Annotated in this window: 22 protein-coding genes and 1 tRNA gene; 21 read left to right on the forward strand and 2 right to left on the reverse strand. The window is 44.3% G+C overall.

Going from position 1 to position 22371, the window contains the following annotated elements; translation table 11 throughout:
* Window positions 1-26 precede the first annotated feature (26 nt).
* The 3 genes from WC445_00705 (at window position 27) to cysS (ending at window position 6044) form a co-directional block, all read left to right on the forward strand.
* Window positions 27-2066: a hypothetical protein gene (locus WC445_00705; GenBank protein MFA5128465.1), complete on the forward strand. Its 2040-nt coding sequence runs from the start codon at window positions 27-29 to the stop codon at window positions 2064-2066.
* Window positions 2067-2170: 104 nt separating this feature from the next.
* Window positions 2171-4570 (forward strand): hypothetical protein, encoded by a 2400-nt coding sequence (locus WC445_00710; GenBank protein ID MFA5128466.1) that lies wholly within the window; start codon window positions 2171-2173, stop codon window positions 4568-4570.
* Window positions 4571-4604: 34 nt separating this feature from the next.
* Window positions 4605-6044, forward strand: a complete 1440-nt coding sequence (gene cysS / locus WC445_00715) for a cysteine--tRNA ligase (GenBank protein ID MFA5128467.1) — start codon at window positions 4605-4607, stop codon at window positions 6042-6044.
* A gap of 13 nt (window positions 6045-6057) precedes the next feature.
* Here cysS and WC445_00720 read toward each other — a convergent pair whose 3' ends face one another.
* Complete coding sequence (locus WC445_00720) at window positions 6058-6969, reverse strand: magnesium transporter CorA family protein (GenBank protein ID MFA5128468.1); 912 nt, start codon at window positions 6967-6969, stop codon at window positions 6058-6060.
* Window positions 6970-7082: 113 nt separating this feature from the next.
* Between WC445_00720 and WC445_00725 the strand changes: the two genes are divergently transcribed.
* The 6 genes from WC445_00725 (at window position 7083) to WC445_00750 (ending at window position 13853) form a co-directional block, all read left to right on the forward strand.
* Window positions 7083-7574 (forward strand): hypothetical protein, encoded by a 492-nt coding sequence (locus WC445_00725; GenBank protein MFA5128469.1) that lies wholly within the window; start codon window positions 7083-7085, stop codon window positions 7572-7574.
* A gap of 7 nt (window positions 7575-7581) precedes the next feature.
* On the forward strand, window positions 7582-10248 hold the full coding sequence (locus WC445_00730) for a type IV secretion system DNA-binding domain-containing protein (GenBank protein MFA5128470.1): 2667 nt from the start codon (window positions 7582-7584) through the stop codon (window positions 10246-10248).
* A gap of 35 nt (window positions 10249-10283) precedes the next feature.
* On the forward strand, window positions 10284-11063 hold the full coding sequence (locus WC445_00735; GenBank protein ID MFA5128471.1) for a hypothetical protein: 780 nt from the start codon (window positions 10284-10286) through the stop codon (window positions 11061-11063).
* Between the two features lie 243 nt (window positions 11064-11306).
* Window positions 11307-11852, forward strand: coding sequence for a hypothetical protein (locus tag WC445_00740; protein MFA5128472.1), 546 nt, complete (start codon window positions 11307-11309; stop codon window positions 11850-11852).
* Between the two features lie 333 nt (window positions 11853-12185).
* Window positions 12186-13769 carry a DNA polymerase III subunit gamma/tau gene (gene dnaX, locus WC445_00745; protein MFA5128473.1) on the forward strand — a complete coding sequence of 528 codons (1584 nt, stop codon included), beginning with the start codon at window positions 12186-12188 and terminating at the stop codon, window positions 13767-13769.
* 10 nt (window positions 13770-13779) lie between these two features.
* Window positions 13780-13853, forward strand: a tRNA-Gln gene (locus WC445_00750).
* Between the two features lie 194 nt (window positions 13854-14047).
* Here WC445_00750 and WC445_00755 read toward each other — a convergent pair.
* Window positions 14048-14458: a hypothetical protein gene (locus WC445_00755; GenBank protein MFA5128474.1), complete on the reverse strand. Its 411-nt coding sequence runs from the start codon at window positions 14456-14458 to the stop codon at window positions 14048-14050.
* 152 nt (window positions 14459-14610) lie between these two features.
* Between WC445_00755 and WC445_00760 the strand changes: the two genes are divergently transcribed.
* Genes WC445_00760 through WC445_00815 form a run of 12 tightly spaced genes read left to right on the forward strand, consistent with a single transcriptional unit; the run spans window position 14611 to window position 22360 of the window.
* Window positions 14611-15366: a PD-(D/E)XK nuclease family protein gene (locus tag WC445_00760; protein ID MFA5128475.1), complete on the forward strand. Its 756-nt coding sequence runs from the start codon at window positions 14611-14613 to the stop codon at window positions 15364-15366.
* Between the two features lie 20 nt (window positions 15367-15386).
* On the forward strand, window positions 15387-16121 hold the full coding sequence (locus tag WC445_00765; GenBank protein MFA5128476.1) for a hypothetical protein: 735 nt from the start codon (window positions 15387-15389) through the stop codon (window positions 16119-16121).
* A 5-nt stretch (window positions 16122-16126) separates the two neighbouring features.
* Window positions 16127-16810, forward strand: a complete 684-nt coding sequence (locus WC445_00770; protein MFA5128477.1) for an HAD-IB family phosphatase — start codon at window positions 16127-16129, stop codon at window positions 16808-16810.
* Between the two features lie 22 nt (window positions 16811-16832).
* Window positions 16833-17426 carry a GerMN domain-containing protein gene (locus WC445_00775; protein MFA5128478.1) on the forward strand — a complete coding sequence of 198 codons (594 nt, stop codon included), beginning with the start codon at window positions 16833-16835 and terminating at the stop codon, window positions 17424-17426.
* A 2-nt stretch (window positions 17427-17428) separates the two neighbouring features.
* On the forward strand, window positions 17429-18070 hold the full coding sequence (truB, locus tag WC445_00780; GenBank protein MFA5128479.1) for a tRNA pseudouridine(55) synthase TruB: 642 nt from the start codon (window positions 17429-17431) through the stop codon (window positions 18068-18070).
* The gene (gene rlmN, locus WC445_00785; GenBank protein MFA5128480.1) at window positions 18067-19071 is read left to right on the forward strand and encodes a 23S rRNA (adenine(2503)-C(2))-methyltransferase RlmN; all 1005 of its coding nucleotides are present in this window, start codon (window positions 18067-18069) and stop codon (window positions 19069-19071) included. Before truB ends, rlmN begins: the two co-directional genes overlap by 4 nt.
* A gap of 10 nt (window positions 19072-19081) precedes the next feature.
* Entirely contained in the window at window positions 19082-19552 is a 471-nt protein-coding gene (locus WC445_00790; protein MFA5128481.1) for a TspO/MBR family protein, read from the forward strand.
* Window positions 19553-19562: 10 nt separating this feature from the next.
* Complete coding sequence (locus tag WC445_00795) at window positions 19563-20375, forward strand: patatin-like phospholipase family protein (protein MFA5128482.1); 813 nt, start codon at window positions 19563-19565, stop codon at window positions 20373-20375.
* 2 nt (window positions 20376-20377) lie between these two features.
* Window positions 20378-20851, forward strand: a complete 474-nt coding sequence (locus WC445_00800) for a TrmH family RNA methyltransferase (protein MFA5128483.1) — start codon at window positions 20378-20380, stop codon at window positions 20849-20851.
* 2 nt (window positions 20852-20853) lie between these two features.
* A complete protein-coding gene (locus WC445_00805) occupies window positions 20854-21567 on the forward strand; it encodes an RsmE family RNA methyltransferase (protein ID MFA5128484.1) in 714 nt (237 codons plus the stop codon).
* A gap of 1 nt (window position 21568) precedes the next feature.
* Window positions 21569-21787, forward strand: a complete 219-nt coding sequence (locus tag WC445_00810) for a DUF167 domain-containing protein (GenBank protein ID MFA5128485.1) — start codon at window positions 21569-21571, stop codon at window positions 21785-21787.
* Between the two features lie 6 nt (window positions 21788-21793).
* A complete protein-coding gene (locus WC445_00815) occupies window positions 21794-22360 on the forward strand; it encodes a Gmad2 immunoglobulin-like domain-containing protein (protein ID MFA5128486.1) in 567 nt (188 codons plus the stop codon).
* Window positions 22361-22371 lie beyond the last annotated feature (11 nt).

Below are 22371 nucleotides of genomic sequence, written 5' to 3' on the forward strand. Positions count from 1 at the left end.
TTCCTTTGAAATTCGCTTCTTGGCCATTGGGCCAAAGGAGAGAAACAATGAAAAAGGTGGTTGTCCTTTTCGTTCTGGTATTCGGGCTCATCCGAACGGCTTCCGCTTCGGCGGATCAGCCTGCCGATGAGACAGGGGAATCCCAGACCTACCTTGTCCAATGGGGAGATCGGCTGCCTCGGGTGGCAGCGCAATTCGGTTTGACCCAGGAAGAGCTTTTGGCAGCCAATCCGCGCTCGGCCTATGGGATGAGCTGCGGTAATCCGCACACAGTCACGTTGCGTAATGGCGAACGCCAAGCTCTCTGCGGTCGGCCAAGGCCATACCTCATTGCCGGCAAGACGCTTGTCATTCCCGTGCCCCGCGCCACGCTCCAGACTGAGAGTGTTCGGCTGAACGCCGAAGTTGTGGCGCTCCGCGCGGAGATGGCTCAATTGCGGAAGGCGCGCGAGACGGAGAAGTCCGAGCTTGCGGCCCTCGCGCAGGAACGCGACAATCTCCAGAGCGAGAACGAATCGCTCGTTGCCGCGAAGGCTGAGCTTCAAGGCAAGTACAGCGAATCCCAGGCGGACTTCCGGGCGGTGTTTTCCCGACAGCCGAAGCAGATTGAAGTTCAGAAGACGAATTTCAACCACATCGTTTTGGCAGTTGCCGTCACCGCTTTCGTGTTTGTGCTCATCATTCTCGCCATCTTGTCCCGCAAGGGCAAGAACGAGAAGAAGTTTGATCGCCTTGTCCGGCTTGTCCAGCCGAGCGTTTTGGAACAGGCCGAGAAGAACAAGCAGCGCGGCGCAGAGCTTGACCAACTAGCGAAGGAACTCGATCAACAGAAGCGAGAGGCAGACGACCTGCAAGCCAAACTGCAAGAGCAGAAGAGCGAGCAGGAGCGTTTGGGCAATGATCTTGCGACGCGCGAGGCAACCCTGAAGCGGGAGCAAGAAGAACTTGCCACGGCGAAGCGAGCCGTGGAAGAAAGGGAAGCTTTCTGCACCCGCCGTGATGACGAAATTCATGAAGCCGAGCGCGGACTCCTGGAACGCAGCGAAGCTTTCCGCGGGCATGTCCGGGCCGAAGAAGAACGCCTGAGAACAGAGAGCGTTGCTGTCGCGCGCGGCAAGGAAGAATTCCTTGCTGCACAGCGCGATCTGGAAGAGAAGAGAGCGCAGGTTGAAGCTGGATTGCGGACTCTTGAAGAAGATAGTCCCGCGATCCAGAGAGACAGGGAAGAAGCTGATCGGCGCGTCAGAGAAGCCGAGACTCGCGAGGAGAGTGCGAAGCGCGCCGCGGAAGACGCGGCGCAACGCGTCAGAGAAGCCGAGACTCGCGAAGCTGCGGCCACGAGACAGACAGAAGAAGCAGAAAGTCGAAAGGGCGCCGCAGACGAAGCAGAGAGGATTCTCGCTCGCCGCGAAGAGGAAGTTGGGGGCAGGGAAGAAGAACTGCACCGGCTTCAAGATCAACTGAGACAGGAACGAACCGACTTCGAAGGGCAGCTTGGAGCGGCAGAACATACGCTTGAAGCTGCTGGCGGACTTGAGAAGGCAAAACGCATCATCAGCCGCGCCAAGCGCAAGGAAGAAATTGTTGCGGCTCTTGATAAGCGGGAGGTAGCTATTGCCGACCGCGAAGAAGTGTGCGCCCACCGCGAACACGAACTCGCCCTTTGGGCAGCGCAACTCGGAGCTCTGGAGGACGACACTTCAGACGGGGAGGAAACCGTTCAGCGGCTTACCTTGGGAGCGGATGACACTTTTCAGGACGCCGCTGGGAGCATCACTTGCGCGGCTTGCGGCGGGAAATTTCCCGATCGCGGCGCGTTCGACGCGCACAAGGCGAGTTGCCCCAAAGCCGCGCCACACACACCGACTATTGTCGGGGCTCCGGCAGGAGGGCGGGCATCGGTTGTAGCGCCTCCTCCCAAACCGGTCCCGGGTGAGACTGTTCATGACTCTTCGTCGTCTGAACCCGTAGTCTACTGCCAACACTGCAAGGAGGGGTTTTCTCCCGAGGTCTACGCAGCAGAACACGCAACACACGACGAGGGATTGGCAGGAAAGAAGGGCTAAAATAATGGAGGTTACGCCGGACAAGCGAGCATATCGCGAGTCCGGCGGTTTTTTTATTTGTTTTTTTATGCTATACTTAATAAAGTTAATAAAGTTTATAAATTATGCGCCAAAGACTTTTTTTCATTTCATTGGTCCTTATTATTTTTAGCATAGCTAGTGGTCTTGGTTTACGTTATGCGCAAGCAATTGCATGGACCGAGCCGTCGGCCCTGCCGCCGGGTGATAATGTTCCAGCTCCAATTAATGTTGGCGCGGGGGCGCAAATTAAAACAGGCGATTTAACTATCGGCGGGAATTTTGTTGTTGGAAGCGGAGCAGTTATCGGCGCCCCAGCTGGCGGAAACATGGGCGCGGGAACTTTGAACGCTGTGCAGCTTTGTATTCAAGGAAATTGCCGTAACAATTGGCCGGAAGCAGTGAGTGCTTTTGTTGATGAAGGGAATGTTGGTTTCGGTCCAACCGCGGTTTTGGGAACAAATGATAATGTGCCTTTATCTTTGGAAACGAATGGAGTTGGACGAATACAGATTGGTGCCGCTGGTAATGTGGGAATTGGGACAACAAATACAGCGTTTAATTTAATGGTTGGCGGAGTGGCTCCGAGAATTTATCTTTTGCCAGCGCCGGGCAGTAATCCAGAATTTGATTTTGGCAGTCCGGCCATAGATACTCACTGGGCAATTTATCGCGATGTGGCGACAGACCAACTTCGTTTTTGGAGAACTGATAATAGATTAATTTTAACAAGTGACGGTAATGTCGGCATTGGAACAGATCCTGCTTACAAACTGGACGTAGCCGGACAAATAAACGCAAACACAAATTTAACGCCGGCGATCAGGGGAGTAAGTACAGCAGGTAATGGCAAGGGAATTTATGGTGAAGCGGCTGCTGCTGCAGGAATTAATTACGGTGTTCATGGAAAGACTTCTAGTGCGACTAATTTCGCTCGTGGTGTTTATGGCGAAGCAACCGGCGCTGGAAATGTAATGGCTGTTTATGGCGAAGCAACAAGCAACGGTGCGGTGGCAAATGTTGGCGGTTATTTTACGGCGGCGGGCAGTTTGGGGATTGGAGTTAAAGGAAGCGGCGCAAGTTATGGCGGATTTTTCCAAGCAAGCGGTCCAGGCAGTAGCGCGGTTTATGGAGAATCTGGCGCAGCTGACGGTTGGGGAGGATATTTTTTGGGAGGCAAGGGAGTTTATGCCTCGGCCGAAGTAGTTGGTGCGCCAGCGGGAGGATATAAGGGGAATGGAGTGTTAAATGCGGAGCAGCTTTGTATCCAAGGAAATTGTTTAGGTGCTTGGCCCGCGGGCGTCGCGCCCGGCGGCGGAGACGGGCAGCTTCAATTCAACGACGGCGGAGTTTTTACGGGTGATGCTGGGTTGACCTTTGATAAAGCTACGGACATCCTTACGGTCGGCGGAAATTTAAAAGTTGGGATGGGCGCGGCGGACAACGATGATTATATTTATTTTGATGATGGTTCAAAATATATAAAGTGGGTGGACGCCCAAGCTATGTTTAATTTTAGTAATGGTATTTTGAGCGATTCTTTCGTTTCTGGTACTCAACTCACGGCGCGAAGCGGAGGCTATATTCACGCAGTTGACGTAACTAATGCCAAGTCTATGGGTATGCGTCACTTGGGAACTCATGGCCTTTTACAGGTTGATTCAGCTAATCCCGGAGTTGATGCGGGAAATTTAGTTTTAAGAGCTGATATTGATTATCCTGCTAATTATGTCGAGATTGCAGATGAGTTGAGAGTTAACAGTACCTTGACGGTTGTTGGTGATGCAACTGTTTTGGGCAAAAACGTTTGTTTGCAAGATGGAACAAATTGTCCGGCAGCAGCAGCGGCAGTGCAGTTGCAGGCCGCGACCCCCGGCGTGGCGCAAGTTGGACATTTAAATATTTCTGGCACAGGAATATTTGGAAGCCTGAAGATAGGTGCGTTAAATGGCGTTTTAAAAGCGGCGGGCGGAGTGGTGAGCGCTGACGCGGTTCTCGGAACTGCTAGCGGAGGCACGGGCGGTTCGGCTGCGCCCACCGCGGGCGGCGTAGCTTATGGCACTGGCGCGGCTTATGCTTTCACAGCGGCGGGAGTTAACGGGCAATTTTTAAAAAGTCAGGGCGCAGGCGCTCCGGTTTGGACAGATATTCCTTCAGGAGTCGGCGGTAGCGGAACAGCGAATTATTTAGCAAAATTTACGGGTGCGAGTACGGTTGGTAATTCGCAAATTTATGATAATGGTACTAATGTCGGCATTGGGACCGCGGCGCCGTCTTATAAAATGGACGTCGTAGGAACGATGCGAACTACTGGTGATTTTTTAGCTGACAATAATGTAAGGGGGACATGTAGCTGGCATTCGGTTAGCGGTTTAGTTGCCTCTTATTATGATTTGTTATGCCCTGATAACAAATTTATTGCGGGTTTAAGTTTTAGTGCTGCAAGCGGTGGTTATATTGATGAAATATATTGTTGTAAGTTATAGTTTTTGACAAATCAAAATAAAAATATTTCATGTCATGTTAAAACTTTATAATTCTCTTACAAAACAAAAAGAAATTTTTCAGTCTTTATCTGAAGAAAAAAATAAAAAGAAATTGGTAACAATGTATACTTGCGGACCGACGGTTTATGATTATGTTCATATTGGAAACCTTCGGTCTTTTTTGATTGCTGATTTGCTTCGGCGATTTTTGGAATTTAAAGGCTATAAAGTTAAGCAAGTGATGAATATTACTGACGTTGGACACATGACATCCGACGCGGAAGCTGGAGAAGATAAAATGGAAGCCGCGGCGCGGCGCGAGAAAAAAGATCCTTGGCAGATTGCAAAATTTTTTGCTAAAGCGTTTTTCGCGGACGCGAAGAAAATGAATTTTTTGAAAGCCTGGAAATATCCAAAGGCAACGGACCATATTAAGGAAATGATAAAAATTATAGAGAAGTTAATTAAAAATGGTTATGCCTACGAGGTTAATGGCTCAGTTTATTTTGATTTATCAAAATTTTCTGATTGGGGGAAGTTGTCCGGAAACAAGCTGGAAGATCTTATCGCTGGCGCGCGGGTGGAAGTAAACCTAGAAAAAAAGCACCCGTATGATTTTGCTTTATGGATAAAAAATCCGTCACACATAATGCAATGGAATTCGCCCTGGGGAAAGGGTTATCCGGGTTGGCATATTGAATGTTCAGCTATGGCAATGAAATATTTGGGAGAAACAATAGACATTCATACCGGTGGTGAGGATAATAAATTTCCGCATCATGAATCAGAAATCGCCCAATCCGAAGGCGCGACAGGAAAACAGTTTGTCCGTTATTGGCTGCACGTAAAACATCTGATGGTGGACGGAGAAAAAATGAGCAAATCAAAAGGAAATTTTTATACCCTGAATCAAATTTTGGAAAAAGGATTTTCCCCGCGGGCGCTTCGTTATCTTTTACTTTCCACACATTATCGCGATTCATTGAATTTTACTTTTGAAAGTTTAGGGGCGGCGGAAAAAAATATCACAAAAATTGATGAAACGTGGACAAGATTAAATGGTGTAGATTATAAAGCAGACGGAGATGATAAACTCTTCGGGGTAGCAGAGAAAAATTTTGTTGATTTTGAAGCGGCGCTTAGTGATGATTTAAATATTTCCGGAGGGCTGGCGGCTTTGTTAAATTTTGTAAAAGAAATTAATGTGGCCATCTCTCGGGGAATTTCTAAAGATGAGGTCAATATTGCCGAAAGGACACTTCTTGCAATGGATGGAGTTTTGGGTTTTGGCTTGGAAATATTGAAAGAAGAAAAAATTTCTGAAAAAATAAAAAACCTGCTTTCGGAACGCGAGCAGGCGAGAAAAAATAAAGATTGGGAAAAGTCGGATGAGCTGCGCGCGGAAATTGAGAAACAGGGTTATGTGGTAGAAGATACGACTGAAGGGCAAAAGGTTAAAAAGTTTCGCGGTTAAATGGCCGATAAATTTACAGCCATTTTTTCTTTTCAAAAAAGAAGAGGAGCCCCAAGGCGCCGAACATCATTCCTCCGAGAATTATCCAAAAACCGTAAGGGTGGTCGGTGAGAGGCATACCAGGCGTATTCATCCCAAAGAGTGCGGCCAAAAGCGTTAACGGAAAAACAATCACGGAAAAGATAGTCAGAGTTTTCATTATTTCGTTAATGCGAAAATCAATCAGGGAGGCATTGGTTCCGTGCAATGCGTCGATTGTGTCTTTATAATTATCCAGAAGATCCCAAATTTCTTTAGTGTTGTTTACCAAGTTTTCAAAATAAATTTTCATTTTCTGAGTCGGGAAAAATTTCGGAGCTTCGGCGACGAGAGCCCTGATGACCTGCTTGTGCGGCTGCATTGCTTTACGGAAATTAACAATGTTGGTTTTGATGCGGAGGATTTCCGTAATTGTTCCCTTTTCAAATTCAGACCGCAATTTTGTTTCCACATTATCAATATCGGTTGAAATGTGGACGAGCATGGGAAAACAAGATATCAGGAGCTCGTGAAGAATTTTGTGTAGCAGATCGGTCGGATTCGCGCATTTTTCTTTTTCATTTTGGCATCCGGAAAAAATTTCCCGGAGAGGGATGAGCTCATTATTATTTACCGTGACGAGCGTTTTTTTGGTAATAAAAAAATCCACTTCCGAAGCGTGGAGAATCCTGGTTTTTTTGTCAAAAACCGGGAAAAGCAAAATCATAAACAAATACTCCGGACGGACTACCAATTTTGGCCGTTGAAGCGGCGGCAGGCAATCTTTTAAATCAAGTTCGTGAAAACCAAATTTTTTCCGCAGGTATTCAGTCTCTTTTTCGCTATTTTTTGTAACATTTACCCAAGAAAATTTTGCGTTCCGAAATTCCAGGACGTTTTTTATCATATTCCCCCTAAAAGTTTTTATAAAAAATATTTTATAAAAGTTATCAACAACTTAATTTTAGCATAAATTTTGGAAATGTGATACAATTTTTAAATAAAACGTAAAACAAACAGATGGATATTAAAGATAAAATAGAAAAAATAGGGGGATTAGAGGAGGCGATTCCCGAGCATGAGATTTCTGCAATCCCCGAGAAAAAAGTTGAAGGGGAAAAGGCGCCCAGGCCGGAGTGGGAGAAAGTTGCTCCAGTTGAAGAGAAGAATGGGAAAAAGCCGCTCGTCGCCGCCGTGGTTCATCCTGTCACGGAAAAGCCCGCGAAGAGTGAAACTTTAGTTAAAATTGAAAAAATACTAGAGGAAGATCTTGAATCTTTTTATTTTTCCATGCCGCCGGAAAAACAAGCGGTGTTCAAGGAAAAAGGTGAGGAAACGGCTTCAAAAATAGAAAAAATGGTGGAGGCGGGTAAAGTCGTCGCCCGGAAAATTTTAAAATTAATCCGCGCGTGGTTAAAAATTATTCCCGGAGTTAATAAATTTTTTCTGGAACAGGAAGCAAAAATAAAAACGGATAAAGTGGTAGTGATGTCAGAGAAAAAAATGGAATAGAATTTTTATGGAGGATTTAGAAAAAAAAACTTGGCATAAAATAAAAGGATGGTTTCCGAGGACAGCGCTCGCCGCGATTTTTATTTTTTCCGTTTATCAGATTGCCATTCCGACCGCGGAAATACCGCCGGAAGTTGGGGGATTTATTGAAAGTCCACTCGGAATAATGGTTTTCACGCTTGCCGCGATTTTTTTGGGATCGTGGTTTTTTATTTACTTACTTAGAAGATTTTTGCATCATCGGACAAAAATGTCCACTTCTTTCCGGAATATTGTTTTACTTGTGACTGTGCCAAAAGAATCAGCGGAAAGAGCTCAGGCGCAAGAAAAGAGAGAAATTACTGTTCAAACAATCCAAGAAGGAATCGCCACGGCCGAATCGCTCTTCGCGTCGATCGGCGGATTAAAGGCACAAAAAGGAATTGGTGCTTGGTTCACTGGTCGCACCGATTATCTTGCTTTTGAGATTGTTGCCGATAAAGGATTTATTTCTTTTTACGTAGCCATGCCAAAATATTTGCAGGAATACGTTGAACAACAAATCAGGGCGAATTATCACGAAGCTTTTATTGAAGAAGTTAAAGATTATAATATTTTTACGCCGACGGGCGATATCCGTGGCGCTTATTTAACTTTCAAGCGCCCGCATTTTTTTCCGATAAAAACTTATAAAAAGATGGAGACTGATCCGATGAACAGCTTGACGAATGTTTTGTCAAAATTGGAAAAAGATGAGGGAGCGGCGATTCAATTTGTCCTGCGTAGCGCGCGCAAAGAGTGGCGGCAGCCGGGCATAAAAATCGCCCAAGAAATGCAGCAAGGCAAAAAATTTAGCGAAGCGATGTCATCGATCAGCGGGAATATTTTCATGAAAATTTTGGGTGAACTTGGTAGAGCGTTCTCTGGAGGAGGGAAAAAGAAACCAGAAGACCAGATGAAACCTCAACCGGAGATTTATCGCCTTTCGCCAATGGAAGAGGAAATGGTCAAGGGTCTTGAAGAAAAAGCCAGCAAGGCTGGAGTTGATGTTAATATCAGAATTGTTTCGTCGTCGCCGAACTCCGCGCGGGCGAAAATGAATTTGGACAACATCACTAACGCTTTTTCTCAATATAATATTTATCAATATGGCAATAGTTTTGTGCGCACGGCGCCAGGCGGGCGGGCGTTAAAAAGAGTGATTAATAATTTTATTCATCGTAGTTTTTACGAAAAGAGAAAAGTTGTTTTGAACTCGGAAGAAATGGCCAGTCTTTTCCACTTTCCGTCGCCTTGGACCGAAGCGCCGAATATTCAGTGGCTTTTGGCGAAAAAAGCCGCGCCACCGGTTAATATGCCAAAAGAAGGTTTGACTCTTGGCAAGTCGACTTATCGAGGAGTGGAGGCAATGGTGAAAATCAAACGGGAAGATCGCCGCCGCCACGTTTATATTATTGGTAAATCCGGCGTTGGTAAATCCGTGCTTTTGTCCAACATGGCTAAACAAGATATTCAAAACGGCGAAGGCGTGGCCGTGGTTGATCCGCATGGCGATTTGATTGAAGATATTTTAACCGGCGTGCCGAAAGAACGGCTGGACGACGTGATTATTTTTGATCCGTCGGACGCGGATCGGCCGATCGGTTTGAATATGCTTGAAGCTAGAGATGAATCACAAAAGGATTTTGCTGTTCAGGAAATGATCGCGATTTTTTACAAACTTTTCCCGCCGGAAATGATTGGTCCGATGTTTGAACACAACATGAGAAATGTTATGCTGACGTTGATGTCGGATCTAGCAAATCCCGGGACGATCGCGGAGATTCCGAGAATGTTTTCCGATAATGATTTTCAGAAATCCTGGGTGGCGAAAGTTAAAGATCCCGTCGTCCGCGCGTTTTGGGAAAAAGAAATGGCCAAGACTTCGGATTTTCATAAATCAGAAATGCTTGGATATTTGATTTCTAAGGTCGGCCGTTTTGTGGAAAATGAAATGATGAGAAATATTATTGGCCAGTCCCATTCCGGATTTGATTTTCGGGAAATAATGGACAAGAAAAAGATTTTGCTCGTTAATTTGGCAAAAGGCAGAACCGGCGAAGTGAACAGTGAACTTTTGGGTTTGATTATCGTTTCCAAACTCCAGATGGCGGCGATGGGTCGAGCAGAACTTCCGGAAGCCGAGCGCCATGATTTTTATCTTTACATTGATGAGTTCCAGAATTTCATCACCGACAGCATCGCCACGATTTTATCCGAGGCGAGAAAATATCGGCTGTGCCTTACGATTGCTCATCAATATGTCGGACAACTGGTAAAAGATAATGACACAAAAATTCGTGACGCGGTTTTTGGCAATGCCGGCACAATGATATCTTTCCGAATCGGTGTGGATGACGTGGAAACAATTGCTAAAGAATTTGCGCCAACAGTCAATGAATACGATTTGTTGAATGTGGAAAAATACACGGCTTACATAAAACTTTTGATTGATAACACCGCCTCAAAGGCTTTTAATATGCAAACCCTTGCGCCGCAAAAAGGCGACGCGGAATTAGCGCAGGCCTTGAAGCAACTTGCCAGATTAAAATACGGTCGCGATAAAACAATTGTGGAAGCCGAGATCTCCGAGCGGACGCAGCTCGGAACTCCGGCGAGTGTTGCCGGGCCAATGGCAGGGGAACGGAGTTTATAAAAAATAATAAATAATTAAAATAAAAAAGAAAAGTTATGTTGGGACAAAATCAAAACGATTTTTTTGGTTCATCAAATGATGTTAGTGAAAATAAAAATGAAACATTCGGCGAAGCAATGCCGGCAGTTGTGCCGATAGAGGGAATGCCAACAGAAGCAATGCCAAAAATTTATGACGCGCCGGCCAAAACCGAACTTAAAGATTTAGAAATTTCGTTCAATTTTGAAAAAATAGAATTGATTAAAAAAATCGTCAAAGAAACGCAGGATAATTTGCGGAGAATAAATTGTCTTTTGGGCGAGGACGCGCCAAAGTTTGAAGAAAAAATTAAACAAAGTTTTCTGGATTCCGATATTGCTGCCGCGCCTTCCGCCGTGCCGATGTTTGCTGGATTAAAAACCGTTTCCCAGCCGGATGTGGCTTACGGCGAATCGGGCGAGCGAATTATGGAAGGAGTTTTCAACGGTCAAAATATGATTGGCGCCGACGGGAAAGAATATCTTGTGCCGTCGAACTATGCTTCAAAATCAAAATTGGTAGAAGGTGATATTTTAAAATTAACTATCAATGCCCGCGGAAATTTTCTTTTCAAACAAATCGGGCCGATTGAGCGGAATCGTGTAGTCGGAATGCTCGAAGAATCAGAATCTGGCGGCTGGACAGTTGCCTCCGGCGGAAAAAAGTGGCGAGTGCTCACAGCGCCTGTAACTTTCTTTAGGGGTGAATCGGGCGACGAGGCAGTTATTCTGATTCCTAAAAACACGCCGTCAAAATGGGCGGCGGTGGAGAATGTGATTAAGCGTGTGGCGGAGTAAATTTTTAGAAAATTATATTTTTAAAAGGTTGTTCTTCTATAAAAGAACAACCTTTTTGTCATCCTCGGGTTTGACCCGGGGATCCAGCTTATAATTCTGGATTCCCGCTTTCGCGGGAAGGACATTGTGCGGGTTGACAAAACTGTTAAATTATTTTATAATATCTTGTTGGCTGGGAATGTCTCCCGGCCAGAAGAAGCAACAGGGTTCAGCCGAACCAGTTGCAAAGAAGGAGAACATGTCATGAGCGACGAGTTCAAAATGACGACCGGGCAGGCGCACGAATTGGCGATGGCCTTCGGCCGCAACGGCTGGACCAACGCCGACGTCAAGAAGATGTCCGAGGGCAATCTGCTCACTCAAATGTTGCTGGTCGTCCGGGGGCAGGCCGAGGTGAAGATGCCCTCGTCCGCCGTCGCCGCCGAGTTCGGCTACACGGTGGTCGAGGACGTCGAACCGACTCTGAAGTCGGTCGGCGACCTCGAGTTCCTCTCCTTCCTCCGGGAAGGTGAGTTCGCCGTCGACGGCAAGACGATGCGGAGGCGCGCCGTCGAGGCGAAGGCGAACCTCGGCCTCGCCGATCTGAAGCTCGTCCTCGCACACCGGGCCGAGATTCCGGAAGAGATGCGTAAGTTCTACCTCGTCTTCCCCGGCACGGTCCTGCGCTACATGGTGAATACCGCCCTGAACGTCGCCGGCCTCCGCTGGCACGGCGGCCTCTGGGTCGTGAGCTTCCGCTGGCTCGACGACGAATGGCGCGACCGCGACCGTCTGGTCCGTCGCAAGTAGTGTCCTCGGATCCCGGGTAACTCGGCCCTTAAAACCGGCCGGGTCACTCGGACCCTTGGACTCTCGATCTTCTTTGACCCCTGGATTTTGTGCTTCGGCATGGAATTCGGGGGTCTTTTATTTTTTAATAAATCGGACTGACAGCCTTTAGGCGGTTATGATTGTATTTGGATAACACCCTAAAGGGTGTCAGTCCGTAATTAAGTAGGGTGGGTTTTCCATTTGCCAAATTCAGAAAAAAGGTATAAGATAGGGCAAGTAATTAGTTATGGCCTGAGCCTGTCGAAGGCCCTTCGACTCCGCTGCGCTCCGCTCAGGGAATAATATTTTTTTATGTCCACAACATTATATAGAAAATATCGGCCGCAACTTTGGAAGGAAATGACAAACCAGAACCATATTAAGATTGCCATACAAAATGAAATTGAAACCGACAAAGTTGCCCACGCCTATCTTTTTTGCGGACCGCGCGGTATTGGCAAAACCACAGCCGCCAGGCTTTTGGCGAAAGCCATAAACTGCGAAAAGCGGAAAGAGGGCGAGTCAGAGCCGTGCAATAAATGCAGTTCGTGCGAGGAAATTACTTCCGGTCGGGATTTGGATATTGTGGAAATTGACGCCGCAAGCCACACCGGAGTTGATAACGTTCGCGACAATATTGTCCAGAACGCCAAGTTTTCGCCATCACGCCGGAAATACAAAGTTTTCATCATTGATGAAGTGCACATGCTTTCCACTTCGGCCTTCAACGCGCTTTTGAAAACTATTGAAGAGCCACCGCCCCGAGTAATTTTTATCATGGCCACGACCGAGATTCATAAAGTTCCGGCGACAATAATTTCCCGCTGTCAGCGATTTGATTTTAAAAAAATTTCCCGTCGGGAAATTGTGGAGCGTTTGAAATATGTTTTGAGTATGGAAAGGGTGGAAGTCGATGAGAGTATTTTGGAAAGTATTGCTCGCGCCTCTGAAGGATGCGTTCGCGATTCTGAAAGTTTGCTCGGTCAAGTACTCGCGCTTCGCGACGCGAAAAATAAAATCAGCCGCGAACAGGCAGAACTTGTTATTCCAAAATCTGATTTTAATTTGGTTGGTGATTTTGTCGGACATCTTGCCACGCGCGATGCGGAAAAAGCGTTGCGGCTCGTTAATAAACTTGTGGAAGAGGGGATTGACCTCTCGCAATTCACCGCCGACCTCGTGGAATTTTTGAGAAAAATTTTGCTTGCCGGAGTGAGTGGAAGCTTGGCAGAATTTGCTTTTGATCTCGACGAAGATTCGGAGAAAAAAATTCTTCAATTTGCCAAAGATATTGAACCGCACAAACTGATTAACTGGCTGGAACTTTTTATAGAAAAAAAACAAGAATTAAAATTTTCAGATATTGCCCAGCTGCCTCTTGAAATGGCGGTAGTAGAAATTGTCGGAGGATTTTCCGCGGTAAAAGAAACCGCTGTATTCATTGCGCCGTCGTCAAAACCTTCAGCTCCGGTTTCAGAAATACATCCAAAAATTAAACCTTTGCCCGGAAAAGAAAGCGTAAAAAAAAATAATGAAATTTTGGCAGAAACGAATTCAGGTGAAACGACTTTAACTTTAGAACAAGTGAAGGAAAAGTGGTTTGATCTTTTGCGAGTTGTGGCAGATCGGAGTCCGGCATTAGTTTTTATTTTGCGCATCGGCCAGCCGATTGGAATTGAAAATGGAACATTGCAGATCGGTTTTAAATATCGTTTTCATAAAGAAAGAATTAATGAAAGTAAAAATAATTTGGTTTTGAGAAATTTAATCAAAGAAGTGACGGGTGGCGATGTTAGAGTAGCGGGCGTCGTGGCTGATTTGCCCGAGCCGTCCGGGCCGCCACCACTTGAGGTGGGAAAAGTTTTGGAAGAATTTGGCGGGACGGTGGTGAGTTAAAAATAATTATTCGGGGATCGTCTAATGGCAGGACGCCAGGTTCTGGCCCTGGTAATCTTGGTTCGAATCCAAGTCCCCGAGCCAAGGAAAAGTACAGATGCAAAATCTGTACTTTTCCTTGTTTGTGAGCGAAGGTTCAACTAAGCCCCCGAACCGGTCGCTTTGTCCTTTCGGCACCGAGGAGCCTTCGAATCCAAGTCCCCGAGAAGCGAAGCTTATTTTTATATAAAAAAATCCCGCCGGTTATGTCCCGTCGGGAGTTTGAATTTTTCTCCTTGTTATTTCTTAGCCAGCTTCTCCACGGCTTCGCGAAGTACGGCCAAGAAGAGCACGCGCTGACGTAGCAGACGGCCTCGGGTTTCGTTGCAAACCACGACGTACTCCTGGCCGTTGTGAGTGAACGTTGAAGTTACGGGCAGGTTTGATTCACGGAAAATTACGAGGACGCCATCTTTCCCGGCGCAAGCTCCGGAAATTGGCTTTGGTGGTTCTGGTGAAACGCCATCAGAAAGACCCTTGAAGTAGATGGCAAATCCCGCGGTACCGTACCATTGGATTTGGCCGAAGCGCAATTCCCCAGTGCAGAGGATTTCATGCCCGCCGAACAGTTCCACAAAGCGCTTGAGTTTTTCGCCTAATTCGTAGTGTTTGTTCAAAACAGAAAGAACAGGAGCTAGTAATTCCTCCACCCGCTTCCTCCTTTTTCTCCCCAGTTGGGACTATAGTTATGTTATCGGCGGATATAATTTTTGTCAATTTTGTTATTTTTTAAGCACTTCCTTCTTTATCGTTTTTATGATAAGTTTAAGGAATAAAAACGCTTGAAAATTAATTTAAAACTATGTCTCAATATTATAACGCTCGCCGAACGAGAAATGTTTTTGATCCAAAGTCGCGGGAACCGTTTAGACTAAGCCGTTCAAGATTGGAATTATTTACCGAATGCCCCAGATGTTTTTATCTTGATCGTCGGATGGGGATTGATCGCCCGCCGGGATTTCCTTTTACTTTAAATTCCGCGGTTGATGCGCTGCTCAAAAAAGAATTTGATATTCATCGAGCAAAACACGAAGCGCACCCATTGATGAAAAAATATAAAATTTCCGCGATCCCTTTCGCGCATGAAAAAATGGACGCCTGGCGCGATTCGCTTCGGGGCGGAGTTACATATCTCCACGAGCCAACAAATTTTTTAGTAACGGGCGGAGTTGATGATATCTGGGTGAATGGAGATGAGGAATTAATAGTGGTGGATTATAAAGCAACAAGCACGACGAAAGAAATTACTTTAGATGAAGAATATCGTGCGGGTTACAAACGGCAGATGGAAATTTACCAGTGGCTTTTGAGGCGAAATGGATTTAAAGTTTCAGACACGGGTTATTTTGTTTACGTAAATGGAAAAACCGATCGAGCGGCTTTTGATGGAAAATTGGAATTTGATGTGGATATTTTGGCATACAAGGGGAACGACGATTGGGTTGAAGGAAAATTAATTGAGGCGCATAAATGTTTGAAATCAGAAGAAATTCCCGAGGCGGCGGTCGATTGCGACTATTGCAATTATCGGCGGGAGGCGCAGAGCGTGGAAAAATAAAATTTTTAATTTTTTAATTTATGAATTCTGAAAGAAAATTTGCGCAGGTAAGAGACGACGAAAAGCGCATGGCCGAAAGAAGGCAGGCGGAACGCGAGAGGGTTTTTAAATCTTACGTTAAAAATTTAGGTTTAAAGGAAGAAGATTTTGCCGTTGGTAAAATTATTTTAGATGTAGGCGCCGGAAGATTTGCGAATTTTGCCGATAAAACAAGGCAGATGAATTTGGGTTGTCAGGTAGTATCTTTGGATAGGGGGGAATTCGCAGACACGAGCTTTGACGGTATTGATCAAAAACAAAATTTAAAAATTGGTGGAACGGATTTTGAGAATTTAAATTTAAAGGAAAAACTCGGCTTGAAGCAGGAACCTCAATTTGATTTGATTGTATCGCACAGCAGCGCGCCATACACGATTGCGAATGAAGAAGACCAAGTTTTTATTGATGAGCGAGGTGTCGCACGAGAAAATCTTGAACTTTTGCGGCAAAAAGTCGGGGCAACCGTTGAATCAGCTTTGAGGCATCTTAAGCCCGGCGGCCGAGCAGTATTTTATCCAGTTTTTAAAAGTGAAGTAGTCGATTTCGGAAATAAAAATGGAGGAAGAAGAGATTTTCGCGCTTGGCGGAAAGCTTTAGAGACGGCACTTAAAGAGTTAATTCAAGCCGCGGATAACGATTATATTTTTTATTTTGAAGATATAAAAACAGAAAATAAACATATTTATCAGAGGCTTACAATTATAAGAAAGACTTAGGTTTTATGAAAAAAGTCGCGATTTTCGACATTGACGGAACAATTTTTCGCTCCAGTTTATTAATTGAACTTGTTGAGGCAATGATTGCTGAAGGTTTATTTTCTGCGCGTTTAAGAAAAATTTACGCGCGGGATTATAAAAATTGGTTGGATCGAAAAGATATTTATGATAAATATATCGGCGGAGTAGTTTTGGCTTACAATAAAAGTATTAAAGGCGTTAGCCGAGAGAAATTTTTAAAAGTGGCGAAAAAAGTTATTGCTTTTCATCATAATCGTGTTTATCGTTTTACTCGCGACTTGGTTCGCGATTTAAAAAAGAAAAATTATTATTTGCTTGCTATTTCACATTCGCCCCGGGAAATTGTGGAAGCGTTTTGTAAGAAACTTGGTTTTAGTAAAGTTTACGGGCGGATTTATAAAACAGACAAACGAGGAAAATTTACTGACGAAGTTCTTTATTTAGATTTGATTTCTGATAAATCAAAAGTTTTGCGGCGAGCCATAGAAAAAGAGGGGCTGACGCTTCATGGTTCGGTTGGGGTTGGCGACACGGAAAGCGACATCAGGTTTTTGAAAATGGTTGACCGGCCGATTTGTTTTAATCCGAATAAAAAATTATACGACCATGCACGCCGTACTGGTTGGGAGATTGTGGTGGAAAGGAAAGATGTAATTTATAAATTTTAAAAATAGTTAATTTTAAAAAATTATGAACAAAACAATTCTAGTTATTTTAGTAGTTATGATTGTTGCCGCAGCAGCAATTTTTGGTGTGAGATTTTTTAGTGAAGAAGACAGCTGGATTTGCGAAAATGGCGAATGGGTAAAGCACGGAAATCCGAGCGCGGCAAAACCAAATGAAGGTTGCGGTATTCTGCTGGTAAATCAGCCGGCAAACACGAACGCAGAAGAAACGATGACTGTGAAAGTATTTTTTGGGAACAGCATTTTTGACCCGGAAGTTTTGGATTGCCAGAAAAATTTCGCGGTAGAAAGAACAATTCCGAAAACTGAAGCTGTGGCGCGCGCCGCATTAGAGCAACTTTTATCCGGGCCAACTGACGCCGAAAAAGCAGAAGGATATTTTACGAGCATTAATCCGGGAGTGAAGATCCAGAGTTTGGTTGTGGCGAACGGCATCGCCAATGTTGATTTTGATGAGCAATTGGAATTTCAGGTCGGCGGATCATGCCGGGTTGCGGCTATCGCGTCGCAAATCAGGGAAACTTTAAAACAATTTCCGACCGTGACGGACGTGGTGATTTCCATTAATGGACGAACTGAAGATATTTTGCAACCATAAAAATGGAAAAAAAAATAAAAAATGGAATCATTGCCGTCCGAAAGCCAAAAGGCCCGACATCTTTTGATGTAATCCATAAGTTGCGGAAGATTTCCGGTATTAAAAAAATCGGTCACGCCGGAACTCTAGATACTCTGGCTAGCGGAGTTTTGGTAGTTGGTATTGGCCGTGAGGCGACGAGAAAATTACATGAAATTGTGGAATTGGAAAAAGAATATATGGCGACGATTCGGTTTGGCGAGGAAAGCACGACAGACGATGAGGCTGGAGAAAAATCAGTCGTGGAGTTTGTAAAAAAACCATCGCGAGCTGACGTGGAAAAAGCATTAGCCAAGTTTAGTGGAAAAATTATGCAATTACCACCGAATTTCAGCGCGATAAAAATCGGCGGCGTGCGAGCTTATAAAATGGCGAGGCGGGGACAATCGCCGAAATTAATAAAACGTCCGGTGGAAGTTAAAAAAATAAAAATTATAAAATATAAATGGCCGTTGCTCAAAATTAAAATTATCTCCGGCTCGGGATTTTATGTCAGGGCGCTGGCCCGCGATTTGGGAAGAAAATTAAAAGTCGGCGGATATTTGGCGGCACTCGAGCGGACGCGCGTCGGGCAGTTTAAAAAAAATATGGCCATTAAAATATGAACTTAGAAAAATTAGAGAAAATTTTTGCGGATGAACCGACCTATCGCGTAAAACAGGCGCGAGAGGCGGTTTTTTCTAAATTGATTGAAAATTGGGATGAAGCAACTAATTTGCCGGCGGCGTTACGTGAAAAATTAAATGAAGAATGTCCGCTTAAAATTGATTTTAAAAAAATTATTTCCGATGACGGCGCGACAATAAAATTTTTAATTACGCTCACGGATGATTTTAAAATTGAATCGGTTTTAATGCGCCATGAAGATCGAAATACTGTTTGCGTTTCCTCCGAAGTTGGCTGTCCATTGAATTGTGCTTTTTGCGCCACAGGGAAGATGGGGTTTAAAAGAAATCTTTTGCCCGGAGAAATTATTGAACAGGTTCTGTGTTCGGCGAGATTATTAAAAAAAGAAAAACAAAAAGTGGACAGCGTGGTTTTTATGGGAATGGGCGAACCGTTTTTAAATTATGAAAACGTATTGGCCGCTATCAAAATTTTAAATGATAAAGAAGGATTGGGTATTGGCGCCCGCCATATTTCCATTTCCACTGCTGGAGTTGTGGAAGGAATAAGAAAACTTTCTAAAGAATCAATGCAAATTAATTTGGCAATTTCGCTTCACGCGCCGAATGATAAGCTGCGAAACGAAATTATGCCTGCTGGGAAAAAATATAGTATCAAGAAAATTATGGCGGCGGTTGGAGAATATCTTGAGGCGACAAGTAGAAAAATAATGTTTGAATATCTAATGATTAAAAATTTTAATGATCGGCCGGAACACGCGAGAGAATTGGCCGCGCTTTTGAGTCAGCTTCCGCGACAGCTAATTTTTGTAAATTTAATTTTATATAATCCGACAGGCGATTTTTTGCCGTCGAAAAAAGAGGCGGTCCAAAAATTTAAGGAAATTTTGCGGCGCGCCGGTGTTTCCACGACCGAGCGTTATCGTTTTGGCCGCGGAGTGAAAGGCGCCTGCGGGCAGTTGGCCGGTAAAAATTATTAAATTTGAAAATATGAGAATGAAGATGAGTTTTATTTTTATTCCGATTGCAGTTTTTGCCGTGGCCGCGCTCGGCTCTTGGCTCACGGGCGGAGGAATGGATTGGTACAAAACAATTAACTTGCCGAGCTTCACGCCGCCGGGTTCAGTGATTGGCACGGTCTGGACAATAATTTTTATTTTGACAGCAATTTCCGCAATTATTTTCTGGCAAAAAGCGCCTCGTGATGGAAGGTTTTGGTGGGTTTTAGGATTTTTTATTTTAAATGGTTTATTAAATGTTTTTTGGAGTTTTTTATTTTTCAATCGTCATTGGCTTTACGCCGCAGTTTGGGAAGCGGGAATTCTTGATCTTAGTGTTGTAGTTTTGATTATTTTAATCTGGCCCGTTTCGCGTCTGGCTTCAACGCTTTTTATGCCGTACGCCGCCTGGACAACTTTCGCAACTTATTTAACTTATGTGATTTGGAGCTTGAATAAATAATTTTATTTTTATGTGTTTTGGGGAGAAGAAAAATAAAAAATACAAAGTCGGTTTAGCATTGGGGAGCGGAGGAGCTAGGGGTCTGGCGCACATCGGAGTGATTAAGGTTCTTTTGGAAAATAATATTCCAATTCATTGTATTGTGGGCTCAAGTATCGGAGCACTGATCGGCGGAATTTACGCCACAACCGGCGATGTTAGTGAAGTAGAAAAAATAGCTAGAGGAAATAATTGGCGGCAGCTTCTTGATTTAATGTGGGATCCTACATTAAAGGGAGGGCTGAACGGCGGTAAAAAAATTGAGATGTTTATAAGAAAACAAATTAATGGCGTAAACTTTTCCGACCTGAAAATGCGCTTTGCTGCCGTAGCAACAAATTTTGAAACGGGGGAGCCTGTAGTAATGAAGACTGGTGATGTCACATTAGCTATCAAAAGCAGTTTGTCGGTGCCGATTATTTTTAATCCGGTTGAGTTTAACGGAAAAATTTTAGTTGATGGCGGGCTTTCGGAACCAGTGCCAGTCGACGCGGTAAGAAAATTAGGCGCGGATTTTGTGATCGCCGTTAATTTGGATAATTGCCATTTGGTCAAAAAGAAAAAAATCGGATTTTTTGAGGCGGTCGAAGACTCTTTGAGTATTTTACGCCACCATTTATCTAAAGAAAAAGTTAAAGCTGCTGATATTTTGGTTGAACCGAAAGTTTTTCCACAATCTCTTATTGGTTGGCGCCAATTTATGGAAAGCGACAAATTCATTGCCGAGGGAGAAAGGGCCATGAGAGCGGCTTTGCCGAAATTAAAAAAGTTGATCGGCATGTAATTATGATTGTGATTTTACATAATATCAGAAGCACGCATAATGTCGGTTCGATTTTTCGGACAGCCGACGCGGCAGGGTGCCAAAAAATTTATTTGTGTGGAATTACGTCGGCGCCGGTTGATCGGTTTGGCCGCGTGAATGAAAAAATCAGTAAAGTGGCCTTGGGCGCGGAAAAGTGGATCGCCTGGGAAAAAGTTGGCCAAACGACAAGGTTAATTGATAAAATAAAGAAGGACGGTTATAAAATTTTGGCGATTGAACAATCGCGTCGTTCAATCCCATATCAAAAAATAAAATTATCAAAAAAAGATTTGGCAAAAACGGCGCTTATCGTCGGTAATGAAATATGGGGTTTGCCGCCGGCAATTTTGCGCCGGACTGATAAAATTTTAGAAATTCCGATGCGCGGCAAAAAGGAATCGCTAAACGTCGCCGTAGCTTTTGGAGTCGTAGCCTTTAATTTAATCAATAAATAATTATGAAAGTGCACAGATTTATCAGTAATTTTAATTTTGATAAAAAAATTACATCAATTACAAATAAAGAAATTTATAATCAAATAAAAAATGTTTTGCATCTCCGGCCGGGCGAAGAAATTATTTTGGGCGATGGGGAGGGGAGAGAGGCGCGCGCGGGAATTATGGATTTTGGAAAGCAGAGCGTGGGGATAAAGATTTTTAAAGTGGAAGCAAACGAGACCGAGCCGGAAATGAAACCAATTCTTTACGCGGCGATTTTAAAAAAAGAAAATTTTGAGTTGGTGGCGGAAAAAGCGGTGGAAGCTGGTGTGGCGGAAATCATTCCGGTTATAACTGCGAAAACTATAAAAACAAATTTGCGAATGGACAGATTGGAAAAAATTGTCCGTGAGGCGGCGGAGCAGTCTGGCCGGGGAATTTTGCCAGCAGTGGGAAAGATTTTGAAATTTAAAGAAGCTTTGGCTCATGCCGAAGAAAATGATTCAAATTTATTTTTTGAAGTTCGCGCGCCGCGTTTTGAACAAAGAAAATTAGCGGTTGATGTTGGCCGGCGAGTGGGGGTTTGGATTGGGCCAGAAGGCGGCTGGGATGAAGAGGAAATAAAAGCGGTTCAGGAGAAAAATTTTCAACTTGTCAGTTTAGGAAAATTAACTTTGCGGGCCGAGACCGCGGCAATTGTTGCCAGCTATCTCGTTGCTTCGGCAAAAAATTAAAATGAAGATTTTTGTAAAAGCAAAACCGAGAGCGCACGAAGAAAAAGTGGAAAAAATTGACGACGCTCATTTTGAAGTGTCGGTTACGGCGCCGCCGGTCAAAGGTTTAGCAAATCAAGCGATTATCAAAACCATCGCCGAATATTTCAAAATCGCGCCGTCGCGCGTCAGAATTGTTTCAGGATTTACTTCACGACAAAAAATTTTAGAAATAATTTAAAAAACTATGAAAACAAGAATCGCAATTTTATTAATCGTTCTTATTTTTCTTTCGGGCGGAGTATTTTATTACTACAATTTTTACAAAGAAACTCCACTAGTCGGAAATGAAAATCAAAACGTTCCAGTCGTTACGGTTACAAATTTTGAAGAATGCGTTGCCACCGGAAATCCGGTTATGGAATCTTATCCGCGCCAATGCCGGGCGGGCAACCAAAATTTTATAGAATATATCGGCAATGAATTGGAAAAAACAGATTTAATAAAAATTGATTCACCGCGGCCAAACACAGTTGTCACAAGTCCGCTTGAAGTGACGGGTCAAGCCCGCGGAACATGGTATTTTGAAGCCAGTTTTCCGGTGAAACTTTTGGATGCGAACGGCGTGCAACTTGCCGTTATTCCGGCTCAGGCGCAAGGCGAATGGATGACTGAAGAATTTGTGTCGTTCAAAGCGACTTTAGAATTTACCGCGCCGACTACCGACACTGGTACTTTAGTTTTGGAAAAAGACAATCCCTCCGGCCTTCCGGAAAACGACGACTCGCTTATCGTACCAGTGAGGTTTAGATAAATTAATTTAAA

The sequence above is a fragment of the Patescibacteria group bacterium genome, from assembly GCA_041650995.1.
GTDB lineage: Bacteria > Patescibacteriota > Patescibacteriia > XYB2-FULL-38-15 > XYB2-FULL-38-15 > JAHIRI01.

What these genes read in the sequence shown, in the direction of transcription:
- WC445_00725 (MFA5128469.1), top strand. Translation starts at nt 7,083, where the DNA reads ATGGATATTAAAGATAAAATAGAAAAAATAGGGGGATTAGAGGAGGCG.
- WC445_00815 (MFA5128486.1), top strand. Translation starts at nt 21,794, where the DNA reads ATGAAAACAAGAATCGCAATTTTATTAATCGTTCTTATTTTTCTTTCG.
- WC445_00735 (MFA5128471.1), top strand. Translation starts at nt 10,284, where the DNA reads ATGTTGGGACAAAATCAAAACGATTTTTTTGGTTCATCAAATGATGTT.
- WC445_00740 (MFA5128472.1), top strand. Translation starts at nt 11,307, where the DNA reads ATGAGCGACGAGTTCAAAATGACGACCGGGCAGGCGCACGAATTGGCG.
- WC445_00805 (MFA5128484.1), top strand. Translation starts at nt 20,854, where the DNA reads ATGAAAGTGCACAGATTTATCAGTAATTTTAATTTTGATAAAAAAATT.
- WC445_00765 (MFA5128476.1), top strand. Translation starts at nt 15,387, where the DNA reads ATGAATTCTGAAAGAAAATTTGCGCAGGTAAGAGACGACGAAAAGCGC.
- WC445_00790 (MFA5128481.1), top strand. Translation starts at nt 19,082, where the DNA reads ATGAGAATGAAGATGAGTTTTATTTTTATTCCGATTGCAGTTTTTGCC.
- WC445_00800 (MFA5128483.1), top strand. Translation starts at nt 20,378, where the DNA reads ATGATTGTGATTTTACATAATATCAGAAGCACGCATAATGTCGGTTCG.
- WC445_00810 (MFA5128485.1), top strand. Translation starts at nt 21,569, where the DNA reads ATGAAGATTTTTGTAAAAGCAAAACCGAGAGCGCACGAAGAAAAAGTG.
- rlmN (MFA5128480.1), top strand. Translation starts at nt 18,067, where the DNA reads ATGAACTTAGAAAAATTAGAGAAAATTTTTGCGGATGAACCGACCTAT.
- WC445_00795 (MFA5128482.1), top strand. Translation starts at nt 19,563, where the DNA reads ATGTGTTTTGGGGAGAAGAAAAATAAAAAATACAAAGTCGGTTTAGCA.
- cysS (MFA5128467.1), top strand. Translation starts at nt 4,605, where the DNA reads ATGTTAAAACTTTATAATTCTCTTACAAAACAAAAAGAAATTTTTCAG.
- WC445_00770 (MFA5128477.1), top strand. Translation starts at nt 16,127, where the DNA reads ATGAAAAAAGTCGCGATTTTCGACATTGACGGAACAATTTTTCGCTCC.
- WC445_00720 (MFA5128468.1), bottom strand. Translation starts at nt 6,969, where the DNA reads ATGATAAAAAACGTCCTGGAATTTCGGAACGCAAAATTTTCTTGGGTA.
- WC445_00760 (MFA5128475.1), top strand. Translation starts at nt 14,611, where the DNA reads ATGTCTCAATATTATAACGCTCGCCGAACGAGAAATGTTTTTGATCCA.
- WC445_00710 (MFA5128466.1), top strand. Translation starts at nt 2,171, where the DNA reads ATGCGCCAAAGACTTTTTTTCATTTCATTGGTCCTTATTATTTTTAGC.
- WC445_00730 (MFA5128470.1), top strand. Translation starts at nt 7,582, where the DNA reads ATGGAGGATTTAGAAAAAAAAACTTGGCATAAAATAAAAGGATGGTTT.
- truB (MFA5128479.1), top strand. Translation starts at nt 17,429, where the DNA reads ATGGAAAAAAAAATAAAAAATGGAATCATTGCCGTCCGAAAGCCAAAA.
- WC445_00775 (MFA5128478.1), top strand. Translation starts at nt 16,833, where the DNA reads ATGAACAAAACAATTCTAGTTATTTTAGTAGTTATGATTGTTGCCGCA.
- dnaX (MFA5128473.1), top strand. Translation starts at nt 12,186, where the DNA reads ATGTCCACAACATTATATAGAAAATATCGGCCGCAACTTTGGAAGGAA.